General features: G+C 69.3%; 24 protein-coding genes. 16 read left to right on the forward strand and 8 right to left on the reverse strand.

All coding sequences use genetic code 11. The annotated features are described in order from the left end of the window. Positions 1-2,790 carry an FtsX-like permease family protein gene (locus N5I75_RS12075; RefSeq protein ID WP_476676703.1) on the forward strand — a complete coding sequence of 930 codons (2,790 nt, stop codon included), beginning with the start codon at positions 1-3 and terminating at the stop codon, positions 2,788-2,790. 106 nt (positions 2,791-2,896) lie between these two features. Further along, positions 2,897-3,859: an ABC transporter ATP-binding protein gene (locus N5I75_RS12080; RefSeq protein WP_476676704.1), complete on the forward strand. Its 963-nt coding sequence runs from the start codon at positions 2,897-2,899 to the stop codon at positions 3,857-3,859. Positions 3,860-3,885: 26 nt separating this feature from the next. On the opposite strand, the gene N5I75_RS12085 is transcribed toward N5I75_RS12080, so the two are convergent. From N5I75_RS12085 to N5I75_RS12100, 4 genes are all read right to left on the reverse strand, one after another. Then, a complete protein-coding gene (locus N5I75_RS12085) occupies positions 3,886-4,584 on the reverse strand; it encodes a DUF8010 domain-containing protein (RefSeq protein ID WP_476676705.1) in 699 nt (232 codons plus the stop codon). Next, on the reverse strand, positions 4,581-4,994 hold the full coding sequence (locus N5I75_RS12090) for an acyl-CoA thioesterase (RefSeq protein ID WP_476676706.1): 414 nt from the start codon (positions 4,992-4,994) through the stop codon (positions 4,581-4,583). The genes N5I75_RS12085 and N5I75_RS12090 overlap by 4 nt, the downstream gene beginning before the upstream one ends. Further along, positions 4,994-6,658, reverse strand: a complete 1,665-nt coding sequence (gene ettA / locus N5I75_RS12095; RefSeq protein WP_476676707.1) for an energy-dependent translational throttle protein EttA — start codon at positions 6,656-6,658, stop codon at positions 4,994-4,996. The genes N5I75_RS12090 and ettA overlap by 1 nt, the downstream gene beginning before the upstream one ends. A gap of 284 nt (positions 6,659-6,942) precedes the next feature. Beyond that, positions 6,943-7,569 (reverse strand): hypothetical protein, encoded by a 627-nt coding sequence (locus tag N5I75_RS12100; protein ID WP_476676708.1) that lies wholly within the window; start codon positions 7,567-7,569, stop codon positions 6,943-6,945. Between the two features lie 240 nt (positions 7,570-7,809). Here N5I75_RS12100 and N5I75_RS12105 point away from each other — a divergent pair, with 240 nt between their 5' ends. Further along, the gene (locus N5I75_RS12105) at positions 7,810-8,733 is read left to right on the forward strand and encodes a hypothetical protein (RefSeq protein ID WP_476676709.1); all 924 of its coding nucleotides are present in this window, start codon (positions 7,810-7,812) and stop codon (positions 8,731-8,733) included. Between the two features lie 14 nt (positions 8,734-8,747). Continuing rightward, positions 8,748-9,281 (forward strand): hypothetical protein, encoded by a 534-nt coding sequence (locus N5I75_RS12110; RefSeq protein WP_476676710.1) that lies wholly within the window; start codon positions 8,748-8,750, stop codon positions 9,279-9,281. A 373-nt stretch (positions 9,282-9,654) separates the two neighbouring features. Here the strand turns inward: N5I75_RS12110 and cutA are convergent, their stop codons facing one another. Next, positions 9,655-9,975, reverse strand: coding sequence for a divalent-cation tolerance protein CutA (cutA, locus tag N5I75_RS12115; RefSeq protein WP_476676711.1), 321 nt, complete (start codon positions 9,973-9,975; stop codon positions 9,655-9,657). Next, complete coding sequence (locus N5I75_RS12120; protein WP_476676712.1) at positions 9,972-10,583, reverse strand: helix-turn-helix transcriptional regulator; 612 nt, start codon at positions 10,581-10,583, stop codon at positions 9,972-9,974. Before N5I75_RS12120 ends, cutA begins: the two co-directional genes overlap by 4 nt. Positions 10,584-10,746: 163 nt before the next feature. Here N5I75_RS12120 and N5I75_RS12125 point away from each other — a divergent pair, with 163 nt between their 5' ends. The 12 genes from N5I75_RS12125 (at position 10,747) to N5I75_RS12180 (ending at position 17,669) form a co-directional block, all read left to right on the forward strand. Beyond that, on the forward strand, positions 10,747-11,103 hold the full coding sequence (locus tag N5I75_RS12125; protein WP_476676713.1) for an SCO3933 family regulatory protein: 357 nt from the start codon (positions 10,747-10,749) through the stop codon (positions 11,101-11,103). A gap of 3 nt (positions 11,104-11,106) precedes the next feature. Further along, positions 11,107-12,465, forward strand: a complete 1,359-nt coding sequence (locus N5I75_RS12130; protein ID WP_476676714.1) for an FtsK/SpoIIIE domain-containing protein — start codon at positions 11,107-11,109, stop codon at positions 12,463-12,465. A gap of 18 nt (positions 12,466-12,483) precedes the next feature. Then, the gene (locus tag N5I75_RS12135; RefSeq protein ID WP_476676715.1) at positions 12,484-12,702 is read left to right on the forward strand and encodes a hypothetical protein; all 219 of its coding nucleotides are present in this window, start codon (positions 12,484-12,486) and stop codon (positions 12,700-12,702) included. Between the two features lie 4 nt (positions 12,703-12,706). Next, positions 12,707-12,910: a hypothetical protein gene (locus N5I75_RS12140; protein ID WP_476676716.1), complete on the forward strand. Its 204-nt coding sequence runs from the start codon at positions 12,707-12,709 to the stop codon at positions 12,908-12,910. 216 nt (positions 12,911-13,126) lie between these two features. Beyond that, positions 13,127-13,300 (forward strand): pRL2-8, encoded by a 174-nt coding sequence (locus N5I75_RS12145; RefSeq protein WP_476676717.1) that lies wholly within the window; start codon positions 13,127-13,129, stop codon positions 13,298-13,300. 87 nt (positions 13,301-13,387) lie between these two features. Continuing rightward, positions 13,388-14,029 (forward strand): DUF2637 domain-containing protein, encoded by a 642-nt coding sequence (locus N5I75_RS12150; protein WP_476676718.1) that lies wholly within the window; start codon positions 13,388-13,390, stop codon positions 14,027-14,029. 13 nt (positions 14,030-14,042) lie between these two features. After that, positions 14,043-14,198, forward strand: a complete 156-nt coding sequence (locus tag N5I75_RS12155) for a hypothetical protein (protein WP_476676719.1) — start codon at positions 14,043-14,045, stop codon at positions 14,196-14,198. 28 nt (positions 14,199-14,226) lie between these two features. Continuing rightward, positions 14,227-14,547: a SpdD-like protein gene (locus tag N5I75_RS12160; protein WP_476676720.1), complete on the forward strand. Its 321-nt coding sequence runs from the start codon at positions 14,227-14,229 to the stop codon at positions 14,545-14,547. Positions 14,548-14,636: 89 nt separating this feature from the next. Further along, positions 14,637-14,825, forward strand: coding sequence for a hypothetical protein (locus tag N5I75_RS12165; protein ID WP_476676721.1), 189 nt, complete (start codon positions 14,637-14,639; stop codon positions 14,823-14,825). Next, on the forward strand, positions 14,822-16,207 hold the full coding sequence (repSA, locus tag N5I75_RS12170) for a replication initiator protein RepSA (RefSeq protein WP_476676722.1): 1,386 nt from the start codon (positions 14,822-14,824) through the stop codon (positions 16,205-16,207). Before N5I75_RS12165 ends, repSA begins: the two co-directional genes overlap by 4 nt. A 2-nt stretch (positions 16,208-16,209) precedes the next feature. After that, positions 16,210-16,407: a helix-turn-helix transcriptional regulator gene (locus N5I75_RS12175; protein WP_476676723.1), complete on the forward strand. Its 198-nt coding sequence runs from the start codon at positions 16,210-16,212 to the stop codon at positions 16,405-16,407. Beyond that, on the forward strand, positions 16,407-17,669 hold the full coding sequence (locus N5I75_RS12180) for a tyrosine-type recombinase/integrase (RefSeq protein ID WP_476676724.1): 1,263 nt from the start codon (positions 16,407-16,409) through the stop codon (positions 17,667-17,669). The genes N5I75_RS12175 and N5I75_RS12180 overlap by 1 nt, the downstream gene beginning before the upstream one ends. A gap of 253 nt (positions 17,670-17,922) precedes the next feature. Here the strand turns inward: N5I75_RS12180 and argG are convergent, their stop codons facing one another. After that, positions 17,923-19,371 carry an argininosuccinate synthase gene (gene argG, locus N5I75_RS12185; protein WP_476676725.1) on the reverse strand — a complete coding sequence of 483 codons (1,449 nt, stop codon included), beginning with the start codon at positions 19,369-19,371 and terminating at the stop codon, positions 17,923-17,925. Between the two features lie 138 nt (positions 19,372-19,509). After that, on the reverse strand, positions 19,510-20,952 hold the full coding sequence (locus N5I75_RS12190; RefSeq protein ID WP_476676726.1) for a Cys-Gln thioester bond-forming surface protein: 1,443 nt from the start codon (positions 20,950-20,952) through the stop codon (positions 19,510-19,512). Positions 20,953-21,105: the final 153 nt, after the last annotated feature.

Consider the following 21,105-nt stretch of genomic DNA (forward strand, 5'->3'; position numbering starts at 1 on the left):
ATGGCCGCTCCGACGAGGGCGCGTGCCGGGCGTCGCGACGGCACGGGAACCCGTCCGAAGGACGTGCGGGCCGTGGCGCCCTGGGTGCGGACCCGGCTGCGGACCGCGCCGGGGGCGGCGGCGGGCCTGTTCCTGCTCGTCCTGCTCACGTCGTGCCTGGCGGCGGCGTTCCCGCGGGCCGTGGACCGGTACGAGGACCGCGGGCTGCGGCAGGCCGTCGCCGCCGAGGCGCCCAGCCGCATGATCCTCGACGTCGCCTCGACCGACCCCGGCGTCGAACTCCCGCCGGACGAACTGGACGAGTCGCTCACCGGGGCCGTCACCCGGGCCGCGTTCGGGAAGATCGTCGCCACGGTCCCGAAGCCGTTCGTCACGGACACGGACGAGTCCTCGTACGGGGTGCGCACCACCTCGGACGAGCTGCCCGGCCGGGACGACTGGCTGCCCCGTCCTGACGGTCTGGCGCCGCAGCTCGCCCTGTACGCGCAGAACGGGCTCGCCGACCACGCGAAGGTGGCCGCGGGGCGGCTGCCAGGGCCCGGTCACACGGCCACGCGCGTGGAGGCCGCCGTCACCCGGGAGACCGCGCGCACGCTGCACCTGAAGCCGGGATCGGTCGTCCATGTGCCGAGCGTAGACGCGCGACTGATCGCCGTGCACATCACCGGCGTCGTCGTACCCCGGAACGCCTCGGGCGCGTACTGGTCGGCGACGCCGCTGCTGCGGACGCCGCAGACGCGCCTCACCCAGTCCATGCCGCCGATGCGGTTCTGGTCCGCCGCGCTGCTCCTGCACCCGGACGCCGCGCCGACGCTGCCGAAAACGGGCCCGGTCGAGCGGTACTGGCACCTGTCCCCAGACACGTCGACGCTCAAGGCCCGCGAACTGCCGGCGCTGCGCGACGCGTTGGCGTACACGACGGACGGCCCCGGTTCGCTCGAGGTGCAGGACGCCGCGCGGAGCACGTCCACGGACGTCACCACCGGCCTCGTCGAGGTCATCGCCCGCTTCGACGAGCTGCGCGGCGGCATCACCCCGGTCGTGTCGGTCGCCGCATATGGCACCGGGACCGTCGCCTGCGTCGTGCTGTTCATGGCGGCCGGGCTGACCGCGGACCGGCGGCGCGGCGAACTCGCCCTGCTGCGGGCGCGCGGCGGCTCGCTGCGCGGCATCGGCGGGCGGCTGCTCGCCGAGACGGCCGTGGTCGCGGTGCCCGCCGGGGCGCTCGGCTGCCTCCTCGCGGCCGCGGCCGTGCCCGGCGGCCGTCTGTCCCCGGCCGTGTACGGCGCGGGCGCGGTGGTCCTCGTCGCCTGCGCGGCGCTGCCCGTGCGCGCGATGGCCGCGCACCGCCGCGCCCACCTGCACGACGCCCGCGACGACGTGGCCACGGCCCGCCCCTCCGCCCGCCGCACGGTCGCCGAACTGACCGTGCTCGTCCTCGCGGTCGGCGCCATCGTGGCGCTGCGCCGCCGGGGCGCGACGGACGGCGGCGACAGCCTCGTCGCCCTCGCGCCGGTCCTCGTCGGCGTGGTCGCCGCGTTCGTCCTCGTACGGGTGTACCCGCTGCCGCTGCGTCATCTGGTCGGCCCCGCCGGTCGGCTGCGCGGGGCCGTCGGCCACCTGTCGCTCGCCCGCGCGGCGCGCGCCAAGGCGGGCACGGGAACGACCGTCCTGCCACTGCTCGCCCTGCTCACGGCGTTGACGACGGCCGCGTTCGGCGGCAGCGTCCTCGCCGGGATCGACGCCACCCGCGACCACGCGGCGCTCCTCGCGACGGGCGCGGACGCGCGGGTGGACGGCGACGCCCCGCTCTCCGCGGCGCGCGTCGCCGAGGTCCGGCGGACCCCCGGCGTCGCCGCCGTCACCCCGGCCACGATCCGCCACGACGCGCAGGTCAAGGAGGGTACCCGCCACCTGTCGCTCGCGGCGGTGGACCCGGAGTCGTACGCGCGCCTGGCGCACCGGACGGGTCTCGGCGCCTTCCCGGCCCGGGAGTTGACGGCGGCGGGGGGCGGCGACGCGCTCCCGGCCGTCGTCTCCCCGTCCATGGCGGCCCTCTTCGCGGACGGCCGTCTCGACCTGTGGATGGACGGCGAGGTCGTGCCCCTGCGCGTCGCCGCCGTCCGGGACACGACCCCCGCCCTCTCCGACGACTTCCTGATCGTCGACCGCGCGGCCCTCTCCCGCGTGACGGGCACCCCGAACCGCCCGACGACGCTGCTCCTCACGGAGTCGGACACGGGTGCGGGGATCGACGCGGCGGCCCTGCGCGCGGCCGCCGCCCCCGACCGGCTCTCCGTCACCCTGTGCGCCACGGAACGCGCCCGCTACGTCGACTCCCCCCTCCAGACCGGCGCCACCGGCATCTACGTGGCCGCGGTCGCCGCCGGCGCGGGCTTCGCCGCCCTGGCGCTGCTCCTGGCCCTCGCCCGCGCGGCCCCGGAACGCCTCGCGCTCCTGGCCCGCCTGCGCACCATGGGCCTCACCCGGCGCCAGGCCCGCCGCCTCCTCGTCCTGGAGGCGCTGCCCCAGGCCCTGCTCGCGGCGGCGGGCGGCGCGCTGACCGGCTGGGCCGCGATCCGCCTCCTCTCCCCCGGCCTCGACCTGACGAGCCTGGCCCTGGCACAGACCCCGGGCACGGCGGCGAACCACCTGTCCACGGACCCGTTGTCGCTGCTCCTGCCCGCCGCGGCCGTGGTGCTCCTCGCCGTGGGGGTGGCGTCGGGCCAGGCGTGGTGGGCGGGCCGGGCCGGGTCCGTACGGGAGCTGCGGGCGGGTGAGGGGACGTGAGGACGCGGATGCGCGCGGGCCACGACGAACGCAGCACCTCGGGAGACGTGATCACGCGGATGCGCGCGGGCCTTGACGAACGCACCACCTCGGGAGACAGGACCTCATGACGACCGACCACACCGGGACCCCGACCCTCGCGGAGCTGGAGGCGCGGGCGTCCGCCCACCGGGACCGCCCCGCCTACGGCCACTCCGCGCTGATCACCTGCGACCGCCTGGTCCGCATCTTCACCACGGACGGCGTCGAGGTGCAGGCGCTCCAGGGCCTCGATCTCCTCGTCCAGGAGGGCGAGTTGATGGCCCTGGTGGGCGCGTCGGGCAGCGGCAAGTCGACGCTGATGAACATCCTCGCGGGCCTGGACGAGCCGACCGCGGGCGCCGCCAAGGTCGCGGGCTACGACCTGCTCACCATGGGCGCCAAGGAGCGCCTGCGCTACCGCCGCGAGGCCGTCGCCTTCGTCTGGCAGCAGACGGCCCGCAACCTGCTCCCCTACCTGACGGCCGCGCAGAACGTGGCGCTGCCGATGCAGTTGCGCGGCCGGACGCGTCGTACGAAGAAGGCGGAGCGCGCCATGGAACTGCTCGACCTCCTCGGCGTCGCCGACTGCCGCGACCGCCGCCCCGCGCAGATGTCCGGCGGGCAGCAGCAGCGCGTCGCCATCGCCGTGGCCCTGGCCAACGAGCCGAAGGTGCTGCTCGCCGACGAGCCCACCGGCGAGCTCGACTCGCACACCGGGGAGCAGATCTTCGCCGCGTTCCGCACGGCCAACGAGGAACTGGGCACGACCGTCGTCATCGTCACGCACGACCAGACGGTCGCCGGCGAGGTGCGCCGTACGGTCGCGATCCGCGACGGCCGCACCTCGACGGAGGTGCTGCGCCGCACCCACGTGGACGCGGCGACGGGCCAGGAGTCCCTGGTCTCCCGTGAGTACGCGATGCTCGACCGGGCGGGCCGCCTGCAACTCCCGACGGAGTACACGGAGTCGCTGGGGATGCGGGACCGGGTGCTGCTTGAGCTGGAGGAGGACCACATCCAGATCTGGCCGGACGATCAGGAGAGGTAGGAGGGGGCAGGGCGGCTCGCCCCGGTTCAGGCAGGCGTGACCGAGAGTCCGCCGAGCCCCCCGGAGCCGCCCCGGCGCAGCGCCACCGACCCGTACGGCGTACGCAACCGCACCCACGCCCCGGCCGCGAGCACGTCGACGAGGTCGCCGCGGAGGAAGCCGAGCGAGGCCGCCGCGTGGGCGAGCCGCACAGGGACGCCGCTGGCGCCGATCTCGCGGGACCAGATCTCGCGGCCGATCCCGTCGAGCCCGGCCCGGGTCCGCGCCTGCGGCGCAAGCTCCTCGACCCGCGCCTTGAACTCCCGTACGGCGGCCTGCACGAGGCCGCGCAACGTCTCGGCCCCCGGGAATCCGGCGAGCCGCTCCCAGCCGCCGCGCGGCGGCAGCATCCCGGCCCACGGCGGACCGGTGACGGCCGCCGGGACGCGGGCCGTGGCTTCACCCTCGTCGACGGATTCGAGCAGCTCACCGGCCGAGACGGTCACGTCGAGCGCGTCGTCGATCCCGTTCTCGTACGGCTTGAGGAGCCGCGCCGTACGGATCGCGAGGACCTCGAACGACGGCGGGCGCCCGAACACGGCGAGCGCCCGCCCGCCGGCCTGGGCCTGAAGGCGTACGGCGGCCGCCTTGTCGTAGTGCACGAGCCGGCCTAGGAAGGCGGCGACGTCCGCCGCCTCCCCCGCGTCGGCGAAGTGCAGCACCGGAGACGGTGCGGGCGCGCTCATGCGGCGAGCGCCTCCGCGCCGTCGTCGAAGTACTCCCGCAGGAACGACTTCTCGTCGTCGGTGATCCGGCGGGGCCGCTGGGCCTCGAAGTCGAACGGCACGATGACCGTCGAGGCCCGGACGTACACGGTGTCCGCGTCCTTCACCTCGTAGGCGAGGGTGAAGGAGGCGGCCCGTATCTCGGAGACCCACAGCTCGATGTCGACCGGCGCGTGCCGGTGGACGAGCTGCCGCTTGTAGTCGATCTCATGGCGCGCCACGACGGACCCCTGCTGGAAGTCCTTGTCCGGGCGGAACAGGAAGTCGATACGGGCTTCTTCGAGGTACCGAAGAAACACCACGTTGTTGACGTGGCCGTACGCGTCCATGTCCGCCCAGCGCAGGGGGCAGGCGTATACGTGGCGAGCCATCAGCCGCGGGTCAGCTTCTTGTACGTGGCCCGGTGCGGACGGGCGGCGTCGGCGCCGAGCCGCTCGACCTTGTTCTTCTCGTACGACTCGAAGTTGCCCTCGAACCAGAACCACTTGGAGTCACCCTCGTAGGCGAGGATGTGCGTGGCGACCCGGTCGAGGAACCAGCGGTCGTGGGAGACGACGACGGCGCAGCCGGGGAACTCGAGCAGCGCGTTCTCCAGCGAGCTGAGCGTCTCGACGTCGAGGTCGTTGGTCGGCTCGTCGAGGAGCAGCAGGTTGCCGCCCTGCTTGAGGGTGAGCGCGAGGTTGAGGCGGTTGCGCTCACCGCCGGAGAGGACGCCGGCCGGCTTCTGCTGGTCCGGGCCCTTGAAGCCGAAGGCGGACACGTAGGCACGGGACGGCATCTCGACCTGGCCGACGTTGATGTAGTCCAGCTCGTCGGAGACGACGGCCCACAGCGTCTTCTTCGGGTCGATGTTGGCGCGGTTCTGGTCGACGTAGGAGATCTTGACGGTGTCGCCGACCTTGATGGAGCCGGAGTCCGCCTCCTCCAGGCCCTGGATCATCTTGAACAGGGTCGTCTTGCCGGCGCCGTTCGGGCCGATGACGCCGACGATGCCGTTACGGGGCAGGGTGAAGCTGAGGTCGTCGATGAGGACCTTGTCACCGAACGCCTTGCTGAGGTGCTCGACCTCGACGACGATGCTGCCCAGGCGCGGGCCCGGCGGAATCTGGATCTCCTCGAAGTCCAGCTTGCGCATCTTGTCCGCCTCGGCGGCCATCTCCTCGTAGCGGGCGAGGCGCGCCTTGGACTTGGCCTGACGCCCCTTGGCGTTGGACCGCACCCACTCCAGCTCTTCCTTGAGCCGCTTCTGCCGCTTCTCGTCCTTCTTGCCCTCGACCTTGAGCCGCTCGGACTTCTTGGTGAGGTAGGTCGAGTAGTTGCCCTCGTAGGGGATGGCGCGACCGCGGTCGAGCTCAAGGATCCATTCCGCGACATTGTCGAGGAAGTACCGGTCGTGGGTGACGGCCACGACGGCGCCCTTGTACTGGGCGAGGTGCTGCTCCAGCCAGTTCACGGACTCGGCGTCGAGGTGGTTGGTGGGCTCGTCGAGGAGGAGCAGGTCGGGCGCCTCGATGAGGAGCTTGCAGAGCGCGACGCGGCGCTTCTCACCACCGGAGAGGTTGGTGACGGGCCAGTCGCCGGGCGGGCAGCCCAGGGCGTCCATGGCCTGCTCCAGCTGACCGTCGAGGTCCCACGCGTCGGCGTGGTCGAGGTCCTCCTGGAGCTTGCCCATCTCCTCCATCAGCGCGTCCGAGTAGTCGGTGGCCATCAGCTCGGCGACCTCGTTGAAGCGCTTGAGCTTGCCCATGATCTCGGCGGCGCCGTCCTGCACGTTCTCCAGGACGGTCTTCGACTCGTCGAGCTTCGGCTCCTGCATCAGGATGCCGACGCTGAACCCGGGCGAGAGGAACGCGTCACCGTTCGACGGCTGCTCCAGGCCCGCCATGATCTTCAGCACGGTCGACTTACCGGCACCGTTCGGACCGACGACACCGATCTTCGCCCCCGGCAGGAAGTTCAGGGTGACGTCGTCGAGGATCACCTTGTCGCCGTGCGCCTTACGCGCCTTGCGCATGGTGTAGATGAACTCAGCCAAGAGAAACCGTCCGGCAGTCGAGTGTGGCAGCGAGGGGCCCGCGTATGCGGCTCCACCGCGTGAGGGCAGATACACCCCATCTTGCCTGACCGCCACCCCTGGGGGGAAACCCGTATGGCCCCGGGCTTCCGACCTGGGCGTTATCCGCGGACGGTCGTGAGTGACCTGTCACTGTCGGTCGCCTTTGGCCAGCCCTGAGCACCCTCGCACGGCCCAGAGACGGCCCCAGACTGAGTCGAGTGCGCAGCGGAGGCCGGGCCACTGGTCCGCCGCATCGACACTGGTCATTCAAGCGGCATGGGCGCGACTGGGAGCTGTTCCCTGTAGAGCCAGGTGAAGGTGCGGTCCGGTTCGAGGTGGGCCTCTCCCCAGTGAATGACATGGATGCCGTTCTCCGCGTCGGCAGTGAAGAACAAGCACACGAGTCTTGTGGAGGCTCCGAGTTCCTCGAACGCCTCGTGCAGCCCTTCGTACTCCTCCGTCGTTAGACCCGCGTCGACCTCGAACAGTCCGTCTGGGGCCTGCGGACCATGGGCGCCAAACAGTCTCCGGCGGGTGGGCGACGCGTTGGCAGGCAGCCTCGCGCGATCGATGGGCCGGGGCTTGTCCGCGTACCTGAAGGGGAACAGCGCATGCTCGTTGATCACGGCGTACTCGTATCCACGTATGTCCCGCACGGACTCCCCTAGTTCCCGTGCTGCGTCGGCCAGCCCCTCACGCACAGCCCCGGCAAGGGCGACACCGTAGGGGCCGCGCTTCTTCAGCCCCGCCGCTATGTGTGCCGCGTGAGCCTTGGCGTGTGCCTTCGCCAGCTGGAATGGCACCGCAGCGGCGAGGGCGCCAGCATGCCGACCGAACCGCTCGATCGCCCAGTCCGATGATGCTCCTGGGCCATGACCCTTCACCGACATACAGCGCCCCCTCCGCCCGATCACCCGCCTTTCAACTGTGTGACAGGTACGCGAACTGGACACAAGGGGGCGATCTGGCCATGCCCGGGCTGCCTGCCTTGCCTCAGCACAGCCGAAACCATCTCAAAATGGCATACACGTTCGCATTTTGCCAGCCGAGTTGTTGGACTTAGCACTTTCACATGCCATTAAGGAATGTATTCCTGTACCGTATCCACACGTTCGTCGGCGGGGGTGGTCATGGCACGTCATCAATTCACCATATACGAGCTTCGGGTTCGCCCCATCAGGGAGACCAAGTCGTATCGAAAGGTTGCAAAGTTCAACGCCTTGGGCGCCGACTTTCGGGAGGCCTATGCGGACTTCCTAAAGGCTGCTGTCGGTACAAAGGGTCTGCGAATTGACCGAGGGGAGCGCTACATACGACTTCAGCAACTTGAAGAGGACCATCGCATAGTGTGGTTCACCGTCGAATCTGGACGGTACGGCGTTCCCGGCAAGGTAGTCGCCACAGCGACAGGCAATGACTCACATGAGATCACGAACGATGAGGCCGCTTCCTATCCTCTCCGTCAGGCGCTAATCGTCCCAACTAGCGGCGAATACGCTCTCTGGGCGACTGAGGTAGTTGGACATACATCCGCAATCTCTGCTCTGCATACCGCCTTCAAGGACTGGTTCCGAAAGCAGTACGAGGCCGAAAGACTGATCGTCGAAATCAACCAATTCCAGGACGCCAATTCCTGGAACAAGTTCATCGCAGAGGCCTCCCTGGAAGAGCTTGTGTACGTGGTACATGAGCAGGATTCAGATCGAGCGAAGGGCACTCGCACTCAAGAACATCGCGTGAAAGCGGGGCTTCAAAGTCGCTTGCCTAGGGCGTGGATAAAGCGGGCCATGGAGCGGGAGCTTCCTGCTGACTCGGTGTTCTCGGTACAGGGATTGCCCGAGGCCGACGAAGTGCGCATGCAGATCGAAAGAAACGGGCGATCTAGGACGATCGTAGTGGGAAGAGACTTCCCTCGCTTCTTCTACGAGTTGGACGGTGCGCCCGGGCTCCGACCGTCTGACGAAACGTTCAGGTCAGAGGTGTTGTCAGAGGTAGGTGCTTCACTGGAGTACATGAAGGTCGACGCGAGGACGTGGCGACGACAAATCACCTGAGCCGGGGGGCTGCCGTGAGCGAGAAATGGGATGTTCGAGATATCGCGGCAGCCAATTTCAACACGTTTGTTGACGCGCGAACACAAAAAAAGCGTGTTGCCGATTATGTGGCCTTCCTTGGGGTTCCGTTGCTCCTAGGTGTCGCTACCGCCTTGCTGCGACATTGGAACCATTTTCATCTATACGACGTTTCCAAATTCGTCGGTGGAATTGGCATATTTACCGGTCTCTTGTTTGGCTTGTTGACTAACGTCTTCACTCTCAGTCTGCGATTGCAGAGGGACGATGATCTGGCGGATCATGACGTAGCTTTGAATGTGCGGGAGCTCTTCGCTAACGTGAGCTGGGCAGTGGCTGTGGGTTTGACGCTGGTTGTTGCTCTCGTGGTCACCGGCTCCGTCCATAATCCGAAAAAGCCGCTTGACCCCATTTGGACCGGCGTGCTGGTTTTGCTTTTCTCGCACCTAATTCTGATGGTACTCATGAGCTTGAAGCGCATTTGGCTCGCTCATGCTGCAATTTCTAGGCTTCCACCGAAAGCTCAGTGAGTCGACACCGGCGATTCCCACGGGTGAGGTGAGGTATTAGGTCGGCGGAGCGGCTTTGGGCGGGAGCTGCTTTGGGGCGAGTGATCTTGGCCCCGTAAGCTTCCGGCGAGTCGGGCAGTCTGTGGAGCTGCCCGCTAAAGCACGACGTTGGGGCCAAGATCTTAGAGGCTCGCCCCAAAGTGGCTGCCTAAAGCCGTGGAGCCGACCGCCCCAGCCACAGCGGGTTTCTCCCCTTCGCCCGCTTAGGACGCGAGCGGGCCGCCCGGCCCGGCCAGCCGTGGCGAAGCCAAGAGGCGGGCCGGGGCTGCATGGCGGCACGCGCCCGCGCCGTGCGCGGGCCTTGATGAAGTAGGGAAACTTTCACCGCGCCCGGCTATGCCGGGTTCGACTGCTCGATGATCCACGCCCGGTAGGCAGGCGTCGCATCGCGGATCGGCATCGTAATGACGCTCGGCACCTCGTAAGGGTGCTCACGGAGTGTCCGATCCATGATTGCTGGCACTCGGTCCGGCACCGTACGCACGATGGCAAGGGCTTCGCCTGTGTCGTGAACTTCGCCCTCCCACCTGTAGATAGACCTGACTGGCGACACGTTCCCTGATGCGCACAGCCGATCATCAACTAGGCCACGCACGAAGGAAGTCAGCCATTCGGCATCCGGCGCGGTGATCAGTACTGCGCAGACCTCTGTCACAGGGACGCTCCTTGATCCTCTCGGAGCCTCGTGTTCAGCTCCAAGGCTTCGTCCTTGGTTCGAGCTGCCGTTCCCCAGCCGGTCATGATCTTGCCGTCGTAGCCTAGGCCGACCCATCGACCGGACATGCTGCCCCCGTGGGGGTGGAGTACGAAATACAGGGTCCCCTTCGACCGTACGGGGCCGTCGTTAGCCACGTACCACCCCATGAGGACTTCTTGGTCCCACAGTCGGAGCTCACCGCGCCAGTGGTAACCGCCCTTCTCGGCGCTGAGGCCTCGGGCCACTGTGTCGAGGTGGATCAACTCCTCTTGCTGGGCGAAGTTGACCTCTTGTACAGCAATGGCCTCCTCGCCGTCCCGTGAGGTCTGCCACGACATCCACCAGGCGCCTGAGAGGTCGATTCGGTGCGCGGGTTGACCTGCCAACTCGTTGACGGTGATCCCAAGGGCGTGCGCGATGGCTACGGCCACGGATAGCACCGGCTGCTGCTCACCAGCCTCGTACCGCCGGATCTGGCGCCGATCAACGCCTGCTGCTGCGGCCAAGTCGGCCTGCGACATGTTCAGCTCGCCACGCCGCTTGCGGATCACTTCATGCAGGTCCATCCCCTCATTATCAAGGGACGTTCTAGTCCTTGACAAGCGGACTCATAAGCCCCCACGATGGCGAGGACGGAAAAGTCCCCCTCTCGGGGACTGAAAAGCCGGGAGCGACGCCCTACCGCCAAGCAACGCGCCGCCCCCGCCCCTCTCTCAAGGGAGTTCCATCATGCGTCAGATCCCCGTCGACACCTCCGCCGCCGCCGTGATGGTGGCCAAGCCCCCGCAGCCCAAGGTCAAGGACCGTCGTTCCGGCGAGATCGCCACGGACACTGAGACCGGCGCGACGCTGATGACCGTCGAGGTCATGTTCTCCGCCAACGACGAGGTCGAGATCCTTCCCGTCACCGTCCCCGAGCCGGGGATCTCCGGTGACCTCACGATGGGCACGCCCGTCGCGCTGACCGGGCTGATCGCCCGGCCGTGGGAGAACGACTTCGGCAACGGCAAGCGCCACGGCATCTCGTTCCGTGCGGTCGCCGTGACCTCGCTGGCCGCGGGCGCCTCGAAGCCCAAGGCGGCCTGAGCCATGACGTGGCCGCTCGCATTCATGTTGCTGGTCGTCGCCTCTGCATTGATCCTGCGGTGGCGGCGCCCCGCCTGGTACTGGATGACCTTCGGGGTCACCCTCGCAACCGTCCGGGTTCTGAGGCGCTACCGCGCGTCGATGGAGGCGTGCCGTCTGGTCGTCTCCCACACTCCGGCGAAGGTGGTCACATCCGCGCTGCTGCAAGAGCCGTTACCGCCCGCTCACCCGGCGAAAATACGGCGGGTCCGGCCGACACGTACCGGCCTGGTCCTGCGGCTGAAGCTGCGGCCCGGACAGGACGCGGAAGCGTTCACGATCGCCGCGGACCGGCTCCGCCACGCGTTCACCATGCACGCGGTCACTGCCCGCGAGGTGGGGCCGTCCTTCATCGAGCTGCGCATGACTGGCTTCGATGTCCTCAAGCGCATCCACATGCCGGTCCGGGCCGCGGCGAGCGTGCTGAAGGTCCCCGTTGCGCTGACGGACGACGGTGGCACCTACTACCGCGACTACCGGGCGGTGCCGCATTCGCTGATCCTGGGCGCCACTCAGTCGGGCAAGTCCGTCATGCAGCGCTGCTTGGTCACCGCCCTGGCCCCGCAGCCGGTGGCCCTGGTCGGCATCGACTGCAAGGGCGGCGTGCAGCTCGCTCCGCTCGCCCGGCGCCTGTCGGCACTGGCGGACAACGCCGACGACGCCGCCGACATGTTGGACGCGCTGGTGGCCCGGATGCCCGCGATCTACAAGCTGATCCGTCGTGAGCAGCGCATCAGCGCCGACACCACGGATGAGGAGATCACCGACAATATCTGGGGCCTGCCCGCCTACCTGCGGCCCGTGCCGGTCGTCGTCCTCGTCGACGAGGTCGCCGAGCTGCTGCTGTACGCGAACACCGCGGAGAAGCGGCGCCGTGAACGCATCATCACCGCACTGATCCGCCTGGTCCAGCTCGGCCGGGCGGCCGGGATCTACGTCGAGATCTGCGGGCAACGCTTCGGCGCCGAGCTGGGCGATGGCGTGACCATGCTGCGGGCCCAGTTGACCGGCCGCATCGCGCACCGCGTCAACGACGAGTCGTCGGCCAAGATGGCGTTCGCCGACATCTCGCCCGAAGCCGTGTGGGCGGCCACGCAGATCCCCAACGACCGCCCCGGCACGGCCATCGTCGGTGACTCGACCGGTGGCTGGGCCAAGGTCCGCACCCCGCACGTCTCCCTGCGCCGCGCTGTGAACGTCTGCAACCGGTACGCGCACCTGACCCCGGCCCTGTCTGAACTCAGCCCGTGGAGCCCGGTGCTGGCGCCTGCTGCGCCGTCTCCGGTTCCTGCTCCGGCCGCTGAGCTGGCCGACCCCATCTGACCTGAAAGGAGCACCGCCATGCCTCGACGTCATAGCCGCTCTCAGGTCCGGACGGACTGGGCCCGAAGCCAACGCATCTATCAGGACGCTCAAGACCTCGTCGACTTCTCCGAGTACGAGTCGGAGGACTACGAGTTCGGCGAGTTCATCGAGTCTGTGATGAAGGCGCAGATGCGGCGGGAGAACGACGGCGATTACCCGCCCGAGGGTCACACCTACCCGAAGCATCGGTGGTGATCTGGTGGACACCTTCGAGGACTTCGTCCGCACCATGACGCTGCTCGGCGACCTCGCCGTGTACGCCCACTCGCTCACTGCGGATCACGAATTCGTCGGCGTCGTGGCGCCGTCCTTGGCCGCCTCGTTGCCGGAGCCTCCGCCCGGCCTGCTGCCCCCGGGCTACGACCCGAACGAGGGCCCCGAGTACCCGGGCCAGGGGTGGTGACCATGGCGACCGCCCGCAAACGCGCCCCGCGCAAGCCCTCGGCTCCGCCGCCGTGCCCGGCCTGCAAGGGCTCCGGAGAGGTCTCCGTCTCGGTCCGGGTCGGTGGCCGCCGACAGCGCACCACCGGTGATCAGCAAACGGGCCTGTGCCTGAACTGCCTGGGTTCCGGCGAAGCGCCGGAGAGCTGAAGCACCTTCCCCGTGAAAGGAGCCCGTGATGGGCCTGTTCGGAAACCCGCCGCGTACCACTGAACGAGCGTTGATCGTCCCGAAGGGCGAGTGTCCGCAGTGCTGGCGCCACGCCTACGACCCCGACGCTCACCGGGGTCTGCAAGGCGACTGCCCGAAGTGCATGGACCACCTGATCAACGGCTGCCCGACCCGCCGCTGAGCGTGCCGTGACGGGGCGGCTGGCTTCCACACCCCGCCCCGCCCCGGCCTCGATTCTTCACCCCTCAAACCCTCAGAGGAGGCGGACATGAAGCGCTCGATCCACCCGGACGCCGTACTCATCCAAGCCGTGATCGCTGGCGCGCTGTCCTTCGCCCACCTGCACGACCTTGCTGCCGCGGCCGGACAGACCGGCTGGAAGGCATGGGCCTACCCAGTCTCGGTCGACCTGCTGCTGGTCGCCGCCTGGCGACGGCTGCGCGCTGTCGGGCCGTCCCGGCTGGCCTGGTGCTGGTTCCTGGTTGCCCTGGTCGCCTCGCTCGGCGCCAACGTCGCCACGGCCGGATTCCTCGACCTCGCGCATCCTCCGGCGTGGCTGCGGTTCGGCGTCGCCGGTTGGCCCGCTCTGGCCTTCCTTGGCGGCACCCTCTTGGCGCACTCGCCGACTGCTGCCGGGGACCGGGTGCCGGTTCCGCCGGCGCCCGCAGCCCCGGCCCCCGAACCCGCTCCTGCGGAGTTCCTCCCGGATGTTGACGAGGCTCCGGCGCTTACCGCTGCTGCCCCTGCGCCTGGTCCTCCGGTTCCCGCCGCGCTGGTCGAGCACGCCCGCAAGGTCGCCGACGACCACTGGGCCCGGACCGGTACCTCGATCGATACCGACACCCTGCGCGCCCGCCTCGGCGTCCCGGCTGCGATGGCCGACGCAATCGCCGCCCGACTCGACGACTAGGAGAAACCCCGCCATGAACGTCCCGCTCTGGTTCTTCGTCGCCTGCGTCGGCGTGCTCGGCATCCGACTCGTCCGCGTGCCCTGGTGGCTGATCGCCCTGCTCCTACTGGGCGGCTACCTCCTCGCAAACAGCCTGTTCGCCCCCGTCATCGACCCCGCCCTCAAGTAACCAACCACTCACAGACAGGAGATCTGCCATGGCACTTCGCCCCAAAGTCCCGACTAACGACCAGCCGACCGGCCACGTCCCCTCGACCGTCATCGAGCCGACCACGGTCGTCCCCGCCCCGTACTACGCCCCGACCCCGCCCCCGGCGCCCGTGGCGTCGTCCCGGCCCACGGTCCAGCTCACCCCCGGCGCCCTGCTTCTCGCCGTCGGCGGCGGCACCGCGGCCATCCTCGTCGTCGGCGCCGTCCTGGTCTCCATGCTGCTTGCCGTCGCCGTCACCGCCGCCTCGGTGGCCGTGTGCGCCGTCGTCTTCCGCTCGCTTATCGCCTCCGAGCACAAGCACCGCTGACCGGCCCCGGGCGGCCTCCACTACCAGGTTTCCGCCGCCCGGGCCCGCGCCTCCTGCCCGAACTCACTGATCCGGAAGGAACCACCATCATGACCGACCGCACCGACTCATCGGCGCGGGTCTGCCCAAACTGCGACGGCTTCCCCACCGTCGCCGTTACCCTCGGCGGCCGTACCCGCGCCGGACACCTGCGCACCATCACCGTGCACTGCCCGAAGTGCCACGGCATCGGCACCCTGACCGCCCGCAGCACCGCCCTGGCCGGGGGGCGCGCATGAGCGACACCGTGACCTTCGCGGGCCTCGACCCGGTCACCCTCGCCGACGCGCTCCGGGTGGCCGGGTCCGAGGGCTTCGACCGCTGGCAAGACCAGATCCGCCGCACGGGCGGCTGCACCAACCCCATCCACCTGACCGGCTGGACGCTGACCAAGGACAAGACGACCGGGCAGACCCTGCACCACTACTCCACCGAGAGCGAGCCCGGCGGCCGTCTCCGCGTCGCCTGCGGCAACCGCCGGGCCTCCCGCTGCCCGTCCTGCGCCTGGACCTACGCCGGAGACACCTACCACCTGATCCGCGCCGGACTCGTCGGCGACGACCGCCGCGACATCACCGCCACGGTCCGCGACCACCCCCGCGTCTTCGCGACCTTGACCGCCCCGTCGTTCGGTCCGGTCCACAACCGGCCCGACCGCGAAGTCTGCCGCTGCGGCGCCCGGCACGCGCCGGATGATCCTGCCCTCGGCACGGCCCTTGATCCGGTCACGTACGACTACGCGGGCACGGTTCTCTTCAACAACCATTCCGGCGACTTGTGGATGCGCTTCGTCAACCGGCTCCGCCGCGAGATCGCCACCTGCGCCGGACTGACCCAACGCGAACTCGCCGAATGCGCCCGCGTCTCGTACGGCAAGGTCGCCGAGTTCCAAAAGCGCGGTGCCATCCACTTTCACGCCGTGATCCGGCTCGACGGCCCGGACGGGCCGGACACCCCGCCGCCCTCCTGGGCCAGTGTGGCCCTGCTCGACGACGCGATCCGGGCCGCTGCCGCGCACGCCTACACCAGCGTGAGCGCCCCCGCCGCCGACAGCCAACCGGCCCGTACCTTCCGCTGGGGGCGACAGCTCGACGTACGCCCCGTCAAAGCCTTCGGCAACGGCTCCGAGATCACCGAACAGGCCGTGGCCTCCTACGTCGCCAAGTACGCCACCAAGGCCGCGGAGAACACAGGCACCCTCGACCGCCGGATCGGCGAACTCGCCGAACTCGACCGCTACGGCGTCCCCGACCATGCCCGCCGACTGATCAAGGCGTGCAGGCTGCTCGATCCGCTCTACCCGGACCGTCGGCTCTGGGCCTGGGCCCACATGCTCGGCTTCCGCGGCCACTTCTCCTCAAAGTCCCGCCGCTACTCGATCACCCTGGGCGAACTCCGCCAGGCACGCGCCGACTTCCGCGCCGCCCAAGAACGCCACGCCCTCGGCCTGCCCGACTACGAGCCGGACACCGTCCTCGTCCTGGCCGACTGGCAGTACGCCGGACACGGCCACACCCCCGGCGAATCCGCCCTCGCCGCGTCCATCGCCCGCGACCTCCAACTAAACCGCGAGACAGCACGCGAAGCCCTGGCCGACCTCGTCGACGAGGGGGTGTGGTGACCATGCAGCACGCCTTACCCGACCGCTACCTGACCCCGGACGACCTGGTGGAGCTGTTCGAGCTGCCCAGCGTGGAGACGGTCTACCAGTGGCGCCGCAAGCACACCGGACCCCGTGGCTTCCGCGTCGGCCGATACCTTCGCTTCGACCCGGAGGACGTACGCGTCTGGGTGCAGTCCCAAATAGAGGCGGCTGCCTGATGGCCGGACACATTCAAGACCGCTGGTTCAAGGTCGAGCCCGGCCCGGACGGCAAGCCCGTCAAGGTCAAGACCGACCGTCACGGGGTGGGCTCGCGTTACCGCGCCCGGTACATAGGCCCGGATGGATCGGAGAAGTCCAAGAGCTTCCCCGACCGACAGAAGCGGCTCGCCGAGCAGTGGCTGACCAACATCGAAGCCGACATGACACGCGGGCAGTACATTGACCCGAGAGCCGCCCGAACCACCTTTCGGGAGTACACAGAACGCTGGCTCGCTGCGCTGACGACTGACCTCACGAGCCGGGCCGCTGTCGAGGGCCGCCTACGTCTGCACGCCTTGCCGCACCTCGGAACGCGCCCCATCGGTTCGTTCCAACCGGAGCACATCCGCGAGTGGAACCGGCAACTGGAAGACACCGTGGCGTCGCCGTCGTACCGGCGGCTGATCTTCGATGCGGTCTCGTCGGTGCTCAATGCGGCCGTTGACGACCGCCTGCTGGCCTCCAATCCGTGTCGCGCCCGCTCGGTCAAGGCCCCGCGCCCCGCACCGTCACGCGTCCATCCGTGGTCGGCTTCGCAGGTGTTCGGCGTCCGGGCTGGGTTGCCTGAGCGCTACCAGGCAATGACCGACGTAGGCGGCGGCTGTGGACTCCGCCAAGGCGAGATCTTCGGTCTTGCCGTCGACAACATCGGGAATCTCGGCTGGCTGTACGTCCGGCAACAGGTCAAAAAGGTGCGCGGCACACTCGTCTTCGCCCCGCCCAAGCGCGGCAAGCTCCGTGACGTTCCCCTCGACCCCGAGGTGTCGGCGGCGCTCACCGCCCACATGGAGCGGTTCCCGCCGGTCGAAGTGACATTGCCGTGGCTGACTCCGACCGGGCCGAAAGTCACGCACAAGCTGATCTTTACGAGCGGTGTCGGCACGGCGCTATGGAGCAACGCGTTCAACGATCGCTTCTGGAAGCCAGCGTTGGCGTCCGCCGGGATCATCCCCGTACCGGAGAAGGGGCAGCGATACGCCGCCGCCCGCGAGCACGGAATGCACGCCCTTCGGCACTTCTACGCCTCGGTGCTGCTCGACGCTGGGGAGAACATCAAGGCCCTGAGTCTGTACCTCGGGCACAGTGATCCGGGGTTCACGCTTCGGGTCTATACGCACCTCATGCCGTCCAGCGAGACCCGGACCCGGAAGGCCATCAGCGCCATGTATCGGGCCGCCGGTCACGCTCACGACGGCCCTGGGACGGCCCAGGCTGCCTGAGACGGCCCATCATCGACGGGAAACCGCTGGTGAGGGGCTGTTTCATGCCCTCGTTTGGTAAGTAACACCCCATCTTGCCGCATCGCCAGTGCTGGGCGGAAACCCGTATCGGGGGGTGGGCTTGAGCTGGGGGTTTATGCGGGCGGACACGGGTGCGGGGCGGAGCGAGGGGGCGTGAACGACTGGGGGGCCGCCCCGGGCCGGGTGGCGGCGGGGCGGCCCCTCAGTACGGGGTGCGGAAGGTGCGGCCGGGTCAGTCCGTGCCGAACTCCATCGCGGCGCGGTCGAGCAGCTCCGCGTCGGCGTCGGAGACGTCGCCGCGGGAGGCGATCGCCTCGGCGCCGCCCTCGGGCATGGTGCCGATCAGGCCCGTCGCGGCGGCCTGGGCGGCGCCGATCGCCGGGTTGGCGGTGCCGATGAGGCCGATGCCGGCGTACTGCTCCAGCTTGGCGCGGGAGTCGGCGATGTCGAGGTTGCGCATGGTGAGCTGGCCGATGCGGTCCACGGGCCCGAACGCCGAGTCCTCGGTGCGCTCCATGGAGAGCTTGTCCGGGTGGTAGCTGAACGCGGGGCCGGTCGTGTCGAGGATCGAGTAGTCCTCGCCGCGCCGCAGCCGCAGGGTGACCTCGCCGGTGACGGCGGCGCCGACCCAGCGCTGGAGGGACTCGCGGACCATGAGGGCCTGCGGGTCGAGCCAGCGGCCCTCGTACATGAGGCGGCCGAGGCGACGGCCCTCGTTGTGGTACTGGGCGAGGGTGTCCTCGTTGTGGATCGCGTTGACCAGGCGCTCGTAGGCGGCGTGCAGGAGGGCCATGCCGGGCGCCTCGTAGATGCCGCGGCTCTTGGCCTCGATGATCCGGTTCTCGATCTGGTCGGACATGCCGAGGCCGTGGCGGCCGCCGATCGCGTTGGCCTCCATCACCAGGTCGACAGCGGAGGCGAACTCCTTGCCGTTGATCGTCACCGGGCGGCCCTGCTCGAAGCCGATCGTGACGTCCTCGGTGGGGATCTCGACCGAGGGGTCCCAGAACCGGACGCCCATGATCGGCTCGACCGTCTCCACGCCCGTGTCCAGGTGCTCCAGGGTCTTCGCCTCGTGGGTGGCGCCCCAGATGTTGGCGTCGGTGGAGTACGCCTTCTCCGTGGAGTCGCGGTAGGGCAGGTCGTGGGCGACCAGCCACTCCGACATCTCCTTGCGGCCGCCGAGCTCGGTCACGAAGTCCGCGTCGAGCCACGGCTTGTAGATCCGCAGGTTGGGGTTGGCGAGCAGGCCGTAGCGGTAGAACCGCTCGATGTCGTTGCCCTTGAACGTCGAGCCGTCGCCCCAGATCTGGACGTTGTCCTCGAGCATCGCGCGGACGAGCAGCGTGCCGGTGACGGCGCGGCCGAGCGGCGTCGTGTTGAAGTAGGCGCGGCCGCCCGAGCGGATGTGGAACGCCCCGCAGGTCAGCGCCGCGAGCCCTTCCTCGACGAGCGCCTCGCGGCAGTCGACCAGGCGGGCCACCTCGGCACCGTAGGCCTGCGCGCGACCGGGGACCGAGTCGATGTCGGGCTCGTCGTACTGGCCGATGTTCGCCGTGTAGGTGCAGGGGACGGCGCCCTTGTCACGCATCCACGCGACCGCGACCGAGGTGTCGAGGCCGCCCGAGAAGGCGATGCCGACGCGCTCGCCGACGGGGAGAGAGGTGAGGACCTTGGACATAGGAAGAGTATGCATGATTACGCATGACCATGCAACGGGGTGGCGCGATGCCCTACCGGCCGGCGCTTCAACGGGCGCGTCCCCGCCCCGCTGAGTGCGGGACGGGGACGCGCGTACTGCCGGATGCCGAGGGGCTGCTTACTTGCCCACGCTCGGCTTCTTCTTGCGGACGAGGACGACGGCGACGCCGCCGAGCAGGACGAGCACGATGGCGACACCCGCGATGACCGGCGTGGCGTTGGAGCCACCGGTCGCGGCGAGGTCCTGGTCCGAGCCGGAACCGCTGTCGCTGCCGGTGCCGCCGACCGAGGCCGGGCTCGGCTGCGCCGCCGTCTGCGGGGTCACGCCCTCGTCGTCACCCTTCACGACCGTCTCGCCGGCCGTCTTGCAGTCGAGCACCCCGCGCAGCCGCGTCTCGAAGCCGTTGGGCCCCGTGATCGTGAAGTCGTACGCCTGGTCCTCCTTCAGCGGGATCGTGACCGTGCGCGAGGCGCCCGCCGGGGTGGTGTACTCGGTGCCCATCAGCGTGTAGGTGAACGGCTCGTCGCCCTTGTTCACCGCCGTGATGTCCACACCGCCCTTCGCGCAGTTCTTCTGCGCGGACAGCGCGGGCACCGGGCCCGTCTTCGCCCAGTTCGCCGTCGCGGTGGCGGCGACGGTGGACTCGCTGGAGCCCGCCAGGATCTGCGTCTGGCTGCGGCTCTCGGAGGCGAAGGCGCGACCGACCGGCACGGTCGTCGACGCCTGCACCGTCAGCGCGGCGGAGCCCGCCTCCGCGTCCTTCGGCACGTCGAAGAAGATCTGGCTGCCGTCGGCCGCGGAGGTGACCGGCTGGCCCGCCTTGTCGACGATCTTCACGCCGTTCGCGGCGAGCGACGCCGGGGGCGCCACCGAAGCGGCGTCGGCGTTGGTGTGCACGGTGACCGGGCCGAGCCGCTCGCCCGGCGCGCCGGACACGGCGTTCGGCGACAGGGTCAGCGACGCACCCGGCTCGCTGAGCTGCCCGGCGCTCTTCTGCAGGTAGTCCGCGAGCTTCTCGGCGGCGGGGCTCACCGCGTCGACGTCGGCCTTGTCGGAGTAGCGCCAGATGGCGACCTGGGTACCGGCCGCCGCCTCCTGCTCGGTGAGGCTGCCCGCGCCGGCCTTGCTCGCCAGCGAGGCCAGGTCGTTGACCTGGGGGTAGGAGTTCTGCAGGATCCAGCGGATCCGGCCCGCGTCCGCGTTGCCGCTCAGGGACGTGCCGCTCCAGGGCGTCTCCTGGTACTTGGCGTCCGTCTGGGTCGGGTTGTGGATGTCGATGCAGTAGGTCTGCAGCGTGCCGCCGCCGTCCACCGTCATCTTGAACAGGCCCGCGGAGACCTGCTTGTCCTTGCCGCCCTCGTGGATCACGGCGGTCCCGAACGTCTCCAGACCACCCAGGGTGGCGCTCGCGCCGCCCGGCTGCTTGGCGGCGTCGTCCGCGTGCGCCGTCCCGGTGGTGGCTATCGCGCCGGTCATCGCGAGGCCCGACACCAGGGCCGCCGCGGCGAGGCGAGCGGTGCCTCGTCCGCGGTGCCCGGTCCGTGAGAACAGAGAAAACACGTAATCCCCTTCAGGCAGGACGTGATGACACTGGGGGCGCCCCGCCGACAGAATCGCTGAGTCTTTCGAGCCCCTCTGGGGCTCCCAAGCTCCTTACGCTCATGAGCTTTCTGAGTGCCCGTCAACCTCTGGGGTCCCTCGAAGCTCATGGAG

The organism is Streptomyces sp. R818 (assembly GCF_056172735.1).

Coding starts and splice junctions, on each gene's coding strand:
- N5I75_RS12120 (WP_476676712.1), bottom strand. CDS start 10,583: ATGGACCTGCATGAAGTGATCCGCAAGCGGCGTGGCGAGCTGAACATG.
- N5I75_RS12160 (WP_476676720.1), top strand. CDS start 14,227: ATGGCACTTCGCCCCAAAGTCCCGACTAACGACCAGCCGACCGGCCAC.
- N5I75_RS12135 (WP_476676715.1), top strand. CDS start 12,484: ATGCCTCGACGTCATAGCCGCTCTCAGGTCCGGACGGACTGGGCCCGA.
- N5I75_RS12175 (WP_476676723.1), top strand. CDS start 16,210: ATGCAGCACGCCTTACCCGACCGCTACCTGACCCCGGACGACCTGGTG.
- N5I75_RS12165 (WP_476676721.1), top strand. CDS start 14,637: ATGACCGACCGCACCGACTCATCGGCGCGGGTCTGCCCAAACTGCGAC.
- N5I75_RS12145 (WP_476676717.1), top strand. CDS start 13,127: ATGGGCCTGTTCGGAAACCCGCCGCGTACCACTGAACGAGCGTTGATC.
- N5I75_RS12130 (WP_476676714.1), top strand. CDS start 11,107: ATGACGTGGCCGCTCGCATTCATGTTGCTGGTCGTCGCCTCTGCATTG.
- N5I75_RS12100 (WP_476676708.1), bottom strand. CDS start 7,569: ATGTCGGTGAAGGGTCATGGCCCAGGAGCATCATCGGACTGGGCGATC.
- N5I75_RS12090 (WP_476676706.1), bottom strand. CDS start 4,994: ATGGCTCGCCACGTATACGCCTGCCCCCTGCGCTGGGCGGACATGGAC.
- N5I75_RS12085 (WP_476676705.1), bottom strand. CDS start 4,584: ATGAGCGCGCCCGCACCGTCTCCGGTGCTGCACTTCGCCGACGCGGGG.
- N5I75_RS12150 (WP_476676718.1), top strand. CDS start 13,388: ATGAAGCGCTCGATCCACCCGGACGCCGTACTCATCCAAGCCGTGATC.
- N5I75_RS12080 (WP_476676704.1), top strand. CDS start 2,897: ATGACGACCGACCACACCGGGACCCCGACCCTCGCGGAGCTGGAGGCG.
- N5I75_RS12075 (WP_476676703.1), top strand. CDS start 1: ATGGCCGCTCCGACGAGGGCGCGTGCCGGGCGTCGCGACGGCACGGGA.
- repSA (WP_476676722.1), top strand. CDS start 14,822: ATGAGCGACACCGTGACCTTCGCGGGCCTCGACCCGGTCACCCTCGCC.
- N5I75_RS12180 (WP_476676724.1), top strand. CDS start 16,407: ATGGCCGGACACATTCAAGACCGCTGGTTCAAGGTCGAGCCCGGCCCG.
- argG (WP_476676725.1), bottom strand. CDS start 19,371: ATGTCCAAGGTCCTCACCTCTCTCCCCGTCGGCGAGCGCGTCGGCATC.
- N5I75_RS12125 (WP_476676713.1), top strand. CDS start 10,747: ATGCGTCAGATCCCCGTCGACACCTCCGCCGCCGCCGTGATGGTGGCC.
- N5I75_RS12105 (WP_476676709.1), top strand. CDS start 7,810: ATGGCACGTCATCAATTCACCATATACGAGCTTCGGGTTCGCCCCATC.
- N5I75_RS12155 (WP_476676719.1), top strand. CDS start 14,043: ATGAACGTCCCGCTCTGGTTCTTCGTCGCCTGCGTCGGCGTGCTCGGC.